This window comes from Pseudomonas sp. NPDC096925 (assembly GCF_044762545.1).
Taxonomy (GTDB): Bacteria; Pseudomonadota; Gammaproteobacteria; order Pseudomonadales; family Pseudomonadaceae; genus Aquipseudomonas.
Genome location: NZ_JBIWEM010000006.1, coordinates 256,848 through 268,830 on the forward strand (window position 1 = coordinate 256,848; position 11,983 = coordinate 268,830).

An 11,983-nucleotide genomic window follows, 5' to 3' on the forward strand; every position below is an offset into this window, starting at 1 on the left:
CGAGGCGGGTAGAAGGAGTACCATGCGCGCTTTGTATGAAACGCGTATGCAGCAACAAGGAGCCCGATCCGCTCATGGACCAGCAGCCCCCACAGCAGCAGTGGCAGCAGGCGGTCACCGCCTACGCCCAGGCTGTCAACGACTATGTCGCGCAGGGCCGCGCGCAAGGCTGGGATGACCTCGAAGAACCCCTGCCGCAAGCCACCGAACACTTGCTCGATGCCTGGCTCGAAGCCCTGCAAGCCGCCAACCGGCCTGGTGTCGAAGCCTTCGAGCAGCAAGCCTTCCGCGAAGCCTGGCCGCCCGCCCACCACCCATTGCTGGCGCTGATCAAGGAGAACGGACAAGGCATCTGCAACGTCCTGCTGCTGGACGACGGCAGCCTGCTGGCACGTATCGGCATGCCGCATGACAAAGGCCAGGTGGTGCGCATCGACCGTCACGGGGTGACCCCGGTGATCGGCGTCGATCATTTCGGCCGCTGCCCGGCCCGCCGCTACTTCGCCCTGGCCAATGCCGAGGGCGTGCGCGTGACCGATGGCTGGGGCGGCCCGCAAGTGCTGCGCCTGGCCTGGCCCACGGGGCTGGAGGGGTTGCCGCCGGGTTACCCGTTCGAGCCGTTCGACCTGCCGCCCACGCCGACCGCGCTGATCCCCTTCCCGGATGGCCAGCGTGTGCTGCTGGTGAGTGCCGAGGGTATCTTCCTGCTGACCCGCCACGGCGCGACCCGCCTGCTGCCACACCAGGCGCGGGTGCTCGACGAGCTGGACGAAGGCACCGACCCGGACGACATCTACCTGGGGCTGAGCATGGAGCACGGTGCGGTGTCGGCAGATGGCCAGTTGATCGTGGTCGGCGAGCAAGGCAGCCGTCACCTGGTGCTGGACGAGCAGCTCAGGCCCGTGGCAGCAATCGGCCCGGCCAGCGAGTACCCGCACTTCGCGCTGTTCAACCGCGCGGGAGACCAGTTGATACTCAATGCCTGCCATTTCTACAGTGGCGCCACGCTGGCAGTCAGGGTGGCCGACTTGCCGGGGCTGGATACCGATTACTACAGCCAGGACCCGCGCACCCCGCTGGTGCAGGATGGCGCGCGGGTGTATGCCGGTGTGGCACGCGACGGCGAATATATCGTGGGGGATGCCTATGGTTACCTGCGGGCGTTTGGCGAAGATGGCGTGGAGCATTGGCAGCATTACCTGGGGTCGACCATCAGTGCGCTGGATATCAGTGCCGACGGGCGTACGCTGGTGGCGGCGAGCCATGCCGGGTTTGTTTCGGTGATTGCCCTGGACAGCGGGCGGCCGGCCTGGCAGATCGGTACCGGGGCACATGGCGAGGTACGGCGGTGGTTGTTCTGGAAAGGCTGGGACAGGGCATTGGCCTGGTAACAGATCCAGTATTCATTACCTGTCTCGGCCTCTTCGCGGGCTCGCCCGCTCCCACAGGTACTGCACAGACTTCGGAAGCTGTGATTTACCAGTGGGAGCGGGTTCACCCGCGAAGAGGCCAGCACAGGCAACCCATCAGTCAGCCCTGCAAAGTGGCCATATCGATCACGAACCGGTACTTCACATCCCCGGCAATCATCCGCTCATACGCCTGGTTGATGTTGCGAATATCCAGCAGCTCGATATCACAACGAATGGCGTGCTCGGCACAGAAGTCCAGCACTTCCTGTGTCTGGGCAATACCACCGATCAACGACCCCGCCAGCACCCGACGCTTCATCACCAGATTGGCCGCATGCACCGCCGGGTCGATCGGCTCGATCAGGCCGACCAGGATGTGCACGCCATCGAACTTGAGGGTTTCCAGGTACGGATTGAGGTCGTGCTGCACCGGGATGGTGTCGAGCAGGAAGTCGAAGCGACCCGCCGCAGCGCGCATCTGCTCGGCATCGGTAGACACGATCACATGGTCGGCACCCTGGCGGCGGGCTTCCTCGGCCTTGGCCTGGGAGCGGGTGAACAGGGTCACTTCGGCGCCCAGGGCCTTGGCCAGCTTGATACCCATGTGGCCCAGGCCGCCCATGCCAAGGATGCCGATCTTGTGACCGGGGCCGATACCGTGGTGCTTGAGCGGCGAATAGGTGGTGATGCCGGCGCAGAGGATCGGCGCGGCGCTGGGCAGGTCCATGCCGGCCGGAATGCGCACCACGAAGTGCTCGCTGACCACGATGCTGCTGGAGTAACCGCCCATGGTGTTGCTGCCGTCGACCCGGTCCGGGGTGGCATAGGTCATGGTCGGCCCTTCCAGGCAGTATTGCTCCAGGTCCTTGGCACAGGCTTCGCAGTGGCGGCACGAATCGACCATGCAGCCCACGCCGACCAGGTCGCCGACTTTGTGCGCGGTCACTTTGTCGCCCACTGCGGTGACCCGGCCGATGATCTCGTGGCCAGGCATCAGGGGGTACACGGCAATGCCCCATTCGTTGCGCGCCTGGTGGATGTCGGAGTGGCACACACCGCAGTACAGGATCTCGATGGCGACGTCGTCCGGGCGCGGGCTGCGGCGCTCGAAGGTCATGGGGGTCAAGGGGCTGGTAGGGGTCTGGGCGGCGTAACCGATGGCGGTGTACATGCAGGGCCTCGCTAAGAAGTGAAACGATTCAGGCGGCGCATTCTGCGCGCCATGCGCCGCCTCGCCCACAGCTGATTCTCCGGCATCCATGCCTGATTCTCCGAAGATGCCATGCAGTGCCTGGCGCCGGGCCGTCATTCTGCGATGATTAGACTGTCCGATTCTCTGCCCAGGTCCATCATGCAACTGACCCGCCATGTCGACGCCAATGCGCCGCTTTGCGCACTGATCCGCAGCCTCGCCACGCGCCCGGGCTTCGTGCCCACGCACCTGCCCCAGGTGCAGGTGCTGAGCTGGGAGCACTATGTGGCCAGCAGCCCGCAGATCTACGAACCCAGCCTGATGATCCTGGCCCAGGGCAGCAAGCTGGCGCGCCTGGGGCCGCGTACCCTGGAGTACGGTGCCGGGCATTACCTGGTGCAGGCATTGTCGGTGCCGTTCATGTGCGAAACCTTCGCCACCCCCGAAGCGCCGTTGCTGGGCGTGGCGGTGGACATCGACCGCGGCGTGCTGGGTGAACTGGTGCAAAGCATGGCCTTGGCGCCGGATGCCGCGGTGCAGGCGCAAACCCCGCAGTCGATGACCTCGGCGGCACTCGATGCTCCGATGCGCGAATGCGTGGAACGGCTGCTGCGCTGCCTGCAGGACCCAATGGACGCCAAGGTGCTGGGCCCGGCGCGGGTACGCGAAGTGCTGTACACCGCCCTGCGCGGCCCACAGGCCGGCGTGTTGCGGGCATTGGTGGAGCAACAGGGGCACTTCGCCCGCATCGGCGCCGCCCTTGCCCACCTGCGCGAGCACTACACCGAGCCGCTGAGCGTGGAAGCGCTGGCCGCGCGCGCCAACATGAGCGTTTCGACCTTCCACGAGCACTTCAAGCGCTGCACCGACATGGCACCGATGCAGTACCTCAAGCGCCTGCGGCTGCTGAAAGCCCAGCAAATGCTGATCGGCGAAGGCCTGGGGGTGGCGCAGGTCGCGCACCGGGTCGGGTACCAGAGCACCTCGCAGTTCAGCCGCGAGTACAAGCGTCAGTTCGCCCGCAGCCCGGGGGATGAGTTGCCGCATCAGAGCCTGCCGGTGTAATCGCCTGCCGGCGATGGGCTGCAGAGCAGCCCGGGCACTCTCAAGGCTTCATTGCCGCTCGACCATCGCCACTATTGCTGCCTGCAATTCGGCCTTGGCCTGCCCGGCGTCCAGCTCCCCCGCCGCAGCTGCCTGCGACAAGGCATCCGCCGCCCCCACCATCAGGCGCATGCCCGCCAGCCCAATGTTGCCACTGGGCGAAAACCCGACCAACGCCTCGCGGCACTTGTCCAGAAACGGCTGCTCATACGCCCGCTTGAGCGCTTCCATTTCCGGCGAGCCGGCCAATGCCGCCGACACTCCCGGTATCTCACGCCCCTGGCTCATCACACAGTCCACGTAGGCCTCGGCAATTACCCCGGCGCGGCTGGCCAGGCTGGCATCACAGCGCACCAGCGCCTGCTCCAGCATTCGCGTCTGGCGTGCGTCGTATTGCTGATACAGCGCCACCAGCAGCCCTGTGCGGGTCTCGAAGTGGTCGTACACCACCGGCTTCGTCACCCCCGCCTGCTCGGCCAAACGGCCGAGGCTCAGGGCATCGGTGCCTTCCTCCCGCACCAATTGCCAGGCCACATCGAGCAACTGCCGACGGCGCTCGTCGCGGCTCAGGCGCTTGCGCGAGCGGGCTTGATCATCGCTTGACATCTATAACCTACCAAAAGTAACTTACCAAACGTAACTTACCTTGAGTATATAGCGCTCCGGGTAATCCTGCATCCCTGTCTTGGAGAGACCACCATGCACGCCCTGATCGTCGTCGGCCATCACGACCCGCAATCCCTCACCCATGCCCTGGCCCGGCAGATCGCCAACGGCCTGGCCAACGCCGGCCACGGCAGCGAAATCGCCGACCTGGCCAGTGAAGGTTTCGACCCGCGTTTCGGCCTGGCCGACCATGCGGTGCACCGCCGGCTCGCAGCCCCGCCGGCGGATGTACTCAAGGAGCAGGCGCGCATCGAGCGCGCCGATACGCTGGTGCTGGTCTACCCCATCTATTGGTGGTCGCTGCCGGCCTTGCTCAAAGGCTGGGTCGAGCGGGTGTTCAGCAATGGCTGGGCGTTCGACTATGAAGGGGGGATCACCGTCAAGAAGCTGCGCGGCATGAAGGTGCACCTGGTCGGTGTCGCCGGTGCCGATGGCGGCACCTTCGAACGTCATGGCTATGGCGAGGCGATGCGCGTACAGATCGAGCACGGCATTTTCGACTACTGCGGCGCCGAGGTACTCAGTTCCACCCTGCTTGACGAAAGCGAAGACGCGGACCCGGCACCGCACCTGCACACGGCACGCAGGCTGGGTGAGCGGATGTTCGCAGACTGCGAGGCCACGGCCTGAATCAGCTCGACAGCGGCCACTGCGCCAACGGCCAGTAAGCGCCCTTGCGCGACTCGTACAGTGTGAAATGGCGGGCGGCGAGGTAGAAATCCGGCGCGCTGCTGGCCTCTGGCGGCTGGCCGCGGTAATCCCTGGCCAGCGTCAGGTGCGGGCGATACTCACGGTCCGCCGCTTCCACCCCCAACGGCAGCAGTGCCTGCTGCAAGCTGTACACCAGTTGCAACAGGGCCGCTGGCGTCTGCTGCGCCTCCAGCACCAGGGCGCTGGCCCGCTGCCATACCTGCAAGCGGTCCAGTAACAGCCGTGGTGCCGTGGCCGGTAGCGCCAGCTGGTCGACTGCCGCACAAATTGCAGGCACCTGGGCGGTATCCACATCGCCGAGGAACAGCAGTGTTACATGGAAGTTGGCGGCCGGCACCGGCTTGCCGCTGCGCAGGCTCAAGTCACGTCGCCACTGAGCCAGCGCGCGGCGCTGGGCATCGCTGACCGGCAAGGCGAAGAACAGCCGCTTGAAGGGGGTACCGCTGGGGCGTACGTCCTGAATCATACGAACTCCTGAACATGAAACGTTTGCGCAAGGCTGCAGGGCATTAAACCTAAGTCGCCCCGTCATTGCGTAACAATAAGTACAAACTACCCCCATGATTGTTTATGCTGGCGGGCTCATGCCATGGCGCATGGCCATTTTTCGACAAGTAAACGTCCATGAAAATTGCACTCGTACTCATCTTCGTCCTCTCGATCGCCTATGTTCACCTGCGCGGTCGGGTTCGCCACAAGCTGACCCGTCAGCTGGGCGACCACTCCAGCTTCCTGGCACCGGTCAACAGCTTCCTGTACCTGTTTTCCAGGCATCCGGCCAAGCCTTACCTGCCGGTGGAGGCCTTCCCCGAGCTGCAGACACTGCAGGACCACTGGCAGGAAATCCGCGAAGAGGCCCGCCAGCTGCTGCATGTGGGCGAAATCAAGAAGTCCGACAATTACGATGATGTCGGTTTCAACTCATTCTTCAAGACCGGCTGGAAGCGCTTCTACCTGAAGTGGTACGGCGAAAGCCACCCGTCGGCGATGACCCTGTGCCCACGCACCACCGAGTTGCTCAAAGGCATCGGCACGGTCAAGGCCGCCATGTTCGCCACCCTGCCGCCGGGCGCCAAGCTGGTGCGCCATCGTGACCCGTATGCCGGCTCCTACCGCTACCACCTGGGCCTGGACACGCCGAACGACGACGGTTGCTACATCGACGTGGACGGTGAGAAGTACTCATGGCGCGATGGCGAGGGCGTGGTCTTCGACGAGACCTACATCCACTACGCGGCCAACACCACCGAGCACAACCGCATCATCCTGTTCTGCGACGTGGAACGCCCGCTCAAGTACCGCTGGGCAACCGCGTTCAACCGCTGGTTCAGCCGCAACGTCATGGCCGCCGCCGCGGCACCCAACGATGCCGGCGACAAGACCGGTGGCATCAACCGGCTGTTCACCCGCATCTACAAGATCCGCGAACGTGGCAAGGCGCTGAAGAAGCGCAACCGCACGCGCTACTACCTGGAGAAGTGGGCATTCGTTGCGGCGTTGGTGCTGGTGTTCATCTACATCTGACCGGTGCGGGAGCGCGCAGCCCAAAGGCCTGCGCGCAACCAACCAAAGTACGAGTCTCACACATCCCACTCTTCGACTAGCCTGAAAGCTCCACTCGCAACCTCCCCAAGGTGAAGACGATGAGCATGATGGACTGGGACGCCTACCGTAAGCAGTTGATGGCCGGCATCGGCGATCTCAAGCAGCTTTCCCCTGATACCGTTGCCGGCTACATGACCGCCAGCGGCGCAGGGGCCAAGACCAACCACCTGGACGCCAAGACCCGCGAGCTGATCTCCCTCGCCGTGGCCGTGACCACCCGCTGCGACGGCTGCATCGCCGTGCACTCGCAGCAAGCCGTCAAGCACGGCGCCAGCCGTGAGGAAATCGCCGAAGCGCTTGGCGTTGCCGTGGCGATGAACGCCGGAGCCGCGCTGGTCTACTCGGCACGGGCCATGGATGCGGTGGGCAAGGCCAACGGCTGAGTGCAATTGGCGTCGCCGCCCTTGCGCGACGGCGCCGCGCCACCCAGACTGGGCGGCCCAGCCCTTGCAGGAACCCGCATGATCCACATCCGCCCCATGACGCCGGAAGACTTCGAACGCTTCTGGCCCACCTTCCAGGCCGTTGTCCAGGCCCGTGAAACCTACGCATTCGACCCGGCCTTGAGCTTCGACCAGGCCCGCCAGCTGTGGCTGGAGCTGCCCATGCGCACGCTGGTGGCCGAAGAAGACGGCGAGCTGCTGGGTTCGTATTACCTCAAGGCCAACGCCGCCGGGCCTGGCGGGCACGTGGGTAATTGCGGCTACATGGTCTGTGAGTCGGCACGCGGCCGGGGCGTGGCGCGGCTGATGTGCGAGCACTCACAGAAACAGGCGCGCCAGGAGGGCTTTCTGGCCCTGCAGTTCAACTCGGTGGTGGCCACCAATGAGGTGGCTGTGGCGTTGTGGCACAAGCTGGGCTTCGAAACCGTTGGCCGCTTGCCCAAGGCCTATCGCCACGCCCGCCTGGGGCTGGTGGACTGCCTGGTAATGTACAAGTGGCTGGCGGATGAGCCAGTGGTGGAGAAGCCACCGCTGCTGATCGGGCGCAAGAATATCGAGGCGCGGGTATCGCGGCGGCGCGGGCGCTGATCTTCTCTCGCAGGCCTGGCCTCTTCGCGGGTAAACCCGCTCCCACAGGGATATCACGGGCTTCTGGGCCGGTGTTTTACTTGTGGGAGCGGGTTTACCCGCGAAGAGGCCAGGCCTGCCTACAACTCCTCCCAATGATCACACCAGATTTGACGCCCCCACGTTTCAATGGTCAGATGCCCGCCAGTTTCAGGTGCCCTGCGCCGCCGCGCGCAGGGTGAAACGGGAAGCCGGTGCGTCGTGTTGCCCACGACAAGTCCGGCGCTGCCCCCGCAACGGTAAGCGAGCGAACCCTTCGAGATACCACTGTGCACCTGCATGGGAAGGTGAAGGTTTCATGCCCCTCGCAAGCCCGGAGACCGGCCTGGAGCTTCACTTGGCAACCCGCGGTGGGCGGGCGCAGGCCGGTATCCGTGCGCGCACCTGTGGGCACGGTGCGCCTTTGCGTGTTTTCCACCGGGATCCATTCATTCCTGCAGCAGTGGAACGACATGTCCCGTATGTTAAAGCTTCACCCCCTGGCGGCCTGCCTGGCCGTTTCCCTGCCGGCCCTGGCCGACGACCTTGACCGACAGCCCCTGGCCCTGCCCTCCACGACCATCACCGACACCCAGGGCAGCCACGCCATCGACCTGGCCACCCCGACCCAGGCTGGCTCGCGCCTGGGCCTCAGCGCCCTGGAAACACCGGCCAGCACCAGCAGCATCAGCGCCGAGCAGATCCAGCAGCGCAACAACCTCACCGTGCAGGACGCAGTGACCCGCTCGCCGGGTATCAGCTACGTCGGCTCCCCGGGCGACGGCGGCACGGGCCTTTCCGCCCGCGGCTTTGCCGGCCACAGCTCGGTGATGACCTTGTTCGACGGCGCACGCCTGTACACCGGTGCCGGTACCCAGACGTTCCCGGTCGACCCGTGGATGGTCGAGCGCATCGATGTGATTCGCGGCCCGGCCTCGGTGCTGTATGGCGAAGGCGCCACCGGTGCAGTAGTCAACGTGATCCCGAAAAAGCCGTTTGCCGGCGAGGTACGCAACCACCTGCGCCTGGGCTACGGTTCGTGGGACCGCCAGCAGCTTGGCCTGGACAGCGGCGGCAGCCTCGGCGAACGCCTGAGCTACCGCCTGGTCCTGAACCAGCAAGCCAGTAACGGTTGGGTCGACCGCACCCCTTCACGTAGCCTGGCGCTGAGCGCCGCGCTGCGCTTCGATGCCAGCGACGACCTCAGCTTCACCCTCGCCCACGACCGCGGCGATGCGGAGCCTGCCAACTACTACGGCACCCCGCTGATCGACGGCCACTACCGCAGCAGCCTGCGCAAGAAGAACTACAACGTGCAGAACGACGTGCAGCATTACGTCGATGAATGGACCCGCCTGAACACTGACTGGACGTTGAACGACCACCTCAGCGCCAGCAACCAGCTGTACTACATCAAAAGCCGCCGGCACTGGCGCAACGCCGAGGACTTCAGCTGGGACGCCGAGCGCCAGCAGCTGCTGCGCGGCAGCTACCTGGAAATCAAGCACAACCAGGAACAGTTCGGCGACCGCCAGACCTTCACCCTCGACCACACGCTGTTCGGCCTGGCCAGCAAGACCATGGTCGGTGCCGAGTACAACAAGGTCCGTTTCAACGTCGACAGCAACGCGCCCTACAACGATGTGGGCGGCGACTACGTCGACCCGTGGCAGCCGCAACCGGGTTGGTTCCACAGCGCCTCGCCGTTGCGCCCGCAAACCTTGTCCACCACCCACACCTTTGCCCTGTTCGCGGAAAACCGCCTGCAGCTGAGCGATCGCCTGTCGCTGGTTACCGGCGTGCGCCGCGACCAGAACCACATCGTTCAGGAAAAACTGACCGTCGACAGCCGCAGCGACCGCAGCCTGCAAGGTGGCAACTGGCGTGCCGGGCTGGTGTTTGCGGTCAGCGACGACCTGTCGCTGTATGGCCAGTACTCCACCAGCGAGGACGGGGTCGACAACCTCATCAGCCTCAGCGCCAACCAGATGCACTACGACCTGACCGAAGCCAGGCAGACCGAGGTGGGCCTCAAGCAGCGCTTCTGGGAAGGGCGTGGCGAATGGACGTTGGCGGCCTACCACATCGTCAAGAAGAAGCTGCTGGTGGATGACCCGGTCACCCACGAGAAGCAACAGGCTGGTCAGCAGACATCCGACGGCCTGGAGGCAACCCTGGAACTGGCGCTGGCGCACCAGTGGCAGGTGTCGGCCAACGCGTCGGTGGTGCGCGCCAGGTACGACGATTTCGACGAAGTGGTCGGCGGCGTGGCACAGGACCGTGCGGGCAATCGCCCGGCCAATATCCCACGGCGTACCGCCAACCTGTGGCTGAGCAAAGGCTTCGGCCAGCGGATGGAGGCCGGCATTGGCGCGCGCTATGTGGATGAGCGCTATGCCAACACCGCCAACACCCGGAGTGCCCCCGGCTACACCGTGGTCGATGCCAACATCGGCTGGCAGGTGTTGCCGGATGTGCGGCTGGGGTTGCAGCTGAACAACCTGTTCGACCGTGAATATGTGCAGTCGGCGTTCAGTGGCCAGCAGTGGCTGTTGGGGATGCCACGGTCGTACTTTGCGACGGTGGATTACAGCTTCTGATCCTATCTGCCTGCACCGGCCTCTTCGCGGGTAAACCCGCTCCCACAGGGACATCACAGACCTTGAAACCTGTAACGTACCTGTGGGAGCGGGTTTACCCGCGAAGAGGCCGGTGCAGGCAGCACAAAAAATCTACCAATCCATGATTATTTAGTTATAAGATAACATTTCATTTGACATCCATTCCTACCAGCGAACTTTCATGACAAGCGCCAGTGCCACCCCCACCCTGCTCACCCAGCGCCTGCAGAGCATCGATGCCCTGCGCGGTCTGGTGATCCTGTTCATGCTCCTGGACCACGTCCGCGAAACCTTCTTCCTGCACCGCCAGGTCAGCGACCCGATGGCCATCGATACCACCGAGCCCTCGCTGTTCCTCAGCCGCACCCTGGCCCACCTGTGCGCGCCGGTGTTCGTCATGCTGACCGGCCTGTCAGCCTGGCTGTACGGCGAGAAACACCAGGGCCGCGGCGATGTCTCGGCGTTCCTGTTCAAGCGCGGGCTGTTCCTGGTGGTGCTGGAATTCACCCTGGTCAACTTCGCCTGGACCTTCCAGCTGCCGCCCAGCGTCATCTACCTGCAGGTAATCTGGGCCATCGGCGTCAGCATGATCGCCCTGTCGCTGCTGGTCTGGTTGCCACGTGCCGCCCTGATCGCCTTGGGCGCAATCATCATCGCCGGCCACAACCTGCTCGATGGCCTGCACTTTGGCGCCGAATCCGCCCTGCACGTGCCATGGGCAATCCTGCATGACCGGGGCTGGCTTGAGTTCTCCGAAAGCCTGCGCCTGCGCACCTCCTACCCGGTGCTGCCGTGGATCGGTGTCATCGCCTTGGGCTACGGCCTTGGCCCGTGGTTCGCCCGTGGCAGCGAGGCCGGCCAGCGCCAGCATCGCCTGCTGCTGGCCGGGTTGATCGCGCTGCCGGGCTTTGTCGTGCTGCGCCTGCTCAACGGCTACGGCGAGGCGCCGTGGAGCGCTTACCCAACCCTCACGCAAACCCTGATGAGCTTCTTCAACATCACCAAGTACCCACCGTCGCTGCTGTTCCTGGCCCTGACCCTGGGCTGTGGCCTGCTGTTGCTGCGCGCTTTCGAACGCGCCGGCCAGGCCAGCTGGATCAGCGCCCTGGCGGTGTTCGGTGCAGCCCCCATGTTCTTCTACCTGCTGCACCTGTATGTGCTGAAGCTGCTGTACCTGGCCAGCGTGGCGCTGTTCGGCCGCAACCATGGCGACTACTTCGGCTTCGACGGCATCGCCGCGGTGTGGCTGGGGGCGGTGCTGCTGGCGGTTTCGCTGTACCTGCCGGTACGCTGGTTCGCCCGCCTGAAGGCGCGGCGGCGCGACATCACCTGGCTGAAGTACTTCTGAAAAGCGTTTTCACCCGGCGGCGCGATGGTCTACCATGCCGGCCGCCGGTTTCCACCACGGAATCAATAGGGAATCCCAGGCCCGCCAATTCGGGCCAAACGGAACTGCCCCCGCAACTGTAGGTGCCGAGCCTGCTCCATCGATGCCACTGGGCCACCAACCCGGGAAGGCGGAGCCAGGCCATGACGCACCAGTCAGGAGACCTGCCGGCCTACATTCACCAACCGGCGGGGTGTCCAGGATTGGCTATCAGTGTTGCCCCTGCCGCCAGCGGG

The 11,983-nt window shown here is 64.8% G+C and carries 11 protein-coding genes and 2 riboswitches; of the genes, 8 read left to right on the top strand and 3 right to left on the bottom strand.

What is annotated here, in order from left to right; translation table 11 throughout:
• Nucleotides 1-74 precede the first annotated feature (74 nt).
• On the top strand, nucleotides 75-1,391 hold the full coding sequence (locus ACIQYU_RS18500; RefSeq protein WP_207833838.1) for a hypothetical protein: 1,317 nt from the start codon (nucleotides 75-77) through the stop codon (nucleotides 1,389-1,391).
• A gap of 139 nt (nucleotides 1,392-1,530) precedes the next feature.
• Here ACIQYU_RS18500 and calA read toward each other — a convergent pair whose 3' ends face one another.
• A complete protein-coding gene (gene calA, locus ACIQYU_RS18505) occupies nucleotides 1,531-2,583 on the bottom strand; it encodes a vanillin reductase (protein ID WP_402801377.1) in 1,053 nt (350 codons plus the stop codon).
• 180 nt (nucleotides 2,584-2,763) lie between these two features.
• Here calA and ACIQYU_RS18510 point away from each other — a divergent pair, with 180 nt between their 5' ends.
• Nucleotides 2,764-3,669, top strand: a complete 906-nt coding sequence (locus ACIQYU_RS18510; RefSeq protein ID WP_063915064.1) for an AraC family transcriptional regulator — start codon at nucleotides 2,764-2,766, stop codon at nucleotides 3,667-3,669.
• A 48-nt stretch (nucleotides 3,670-3,717) separates the two neighbouring features.
• Here ACIQYU_RS18510 and ACIQYU_RS18515 read toward each other — a convergent pair whose 3' ends face one another.
• Complete coding sequence (locus ACIQYU_RS18515) at nucleotides 3,718-4,314, bottom strand: TetR/AcrR family transcriptional regulator (protein ID WP_233687769.1); 597 nt, start codon at nucleotides 4,312-4,314, stop codon at nucleotides 3,718-3,720.
• A gap of 93 nt (nucleotides 4,315-4,407) precedes the next feature.
• Between ACIQYU_RS18515 and ACIQYU_RS18520 the strand changes: the two genes are divergently transcribed.
• Nucleotides 4,408-5,004, top strand: a complete 597-nt coding sequence (locus ACIQYU_RS18520; protein ID WP_207833843.1) for an NAD(P)H-dependent oxidoreductase — start codon at nucleotides 4,408-4,410, stop codon at nucleotides 5,002-5,004.
• A 1-nt stretch (nucleotide 5,005) separates the two neighbouring features.
• Here the strand turns inward: ACIQYU_RS18520 and thpR are convergent, their stop codons facing one another.
• Nucleotides 5,006-5,551: an RNA 2',3'-cyclic phosphodiesterase gene (gene thpR / locus ACIQYU_RS18525; protein WP_207833854.1), complete on the bottom strand. Its 546-nt coding sequence runs from the start codon at nucleotides 5,549-5,551 to the stop codon at nucleotides 5,006-5,008.
• A 158-nt stretch (nucleotides 5,552-5,709) separates the two neighbouring features.
• Here thpR and lpxO point away from each other — a divergent pair, with 158 nt between their 5' ends.
• The 5 genes from lpxO to ACIQYU_RS18550 all read left to right on the top strand — a co-directional run bounded on the left by lpxO (nucleotide 5,710) and on the right by ACIQYU_RS18550 (nucleotide 11,708).
• Nucleotides 5,710-6,609 (top strand): lipid A hydroxylase LpxO, encoded by a 900-nt coding sequence (gene lpxO / locus ACIQYU_RS18530; protein WP_063915068.1) that lies wholly within the window; start codon nucleotides 5,710-5,712, stop codon nucleotides 6,607-6,609.
• 119 nt (nucleotides 6,610-6,728) lie between these two features.
• A complete protein-coding gene (locus ACIQYU_RS18535; protein ID WP_013973174.1) occupies nucleotides 6,729-7,073 on the top strand; it encodes a carboxymuconolactone decarboxylase family protein in 345 nt (114 codons plus the stop codon).
• 78 nt (nucleotides 7,074-7,151) lie between these two features.
• Nucleotides 7,152-7,721 (top strand): GNAT family N-acetyltransferase, encoded by a 570-nt coding sequence (locus tag ACIQYU_RS18540; RefSeq protein WP_063915069.1) that lies wholly within the window; start codon nucleotides 7,152-7,154, stop codon nucleotides 7,719-7,721.
• Between the two features lie 174 nt (nucleotides 7,722-7,895).
• Nucleotides 7,896-8,104, top strand: a riboswitch (cobalamin riboswitch).
• A gap of 108 nt (nucleotides 8,105-8,212) precedes the next feature.
• On the top strand, nucleotides 8,213-10,339 hold the full coding sequence (locus ACIQYU_RS18545) for a TonB-dependent receptor (RefSeq protein ID WP_402801385.1): 2,127 nt from the start codon (nucleotides 8,213-8,215) through the stop codon (nucleotides 10,337-10,339).
• A gap of 202 nt (nucleotides 10,340-10,541) precedes the next feature.
• Nucleotides 10,542-11,708 (top strand): DUF1624 domain-containing protein, encoded by a 1,167-nt coding sequence (locus tag ACIQYU_RS18550; RefSeq protein WP_402801388.1) that lies wholly within the window; start codon nucleotides 10,542-10,544, stop codon nucleotides 11,706-11,708.
• A gap of 28 nt (nucleotides 11,709-11,736) precedes the next feature.
• Nucleotides 11,737-11,934: riboswitch (cobalamin riboswitch) on the top strand.
• Nucleotides 11,935-11,983 lie beyond the last annotated feature (49 nt).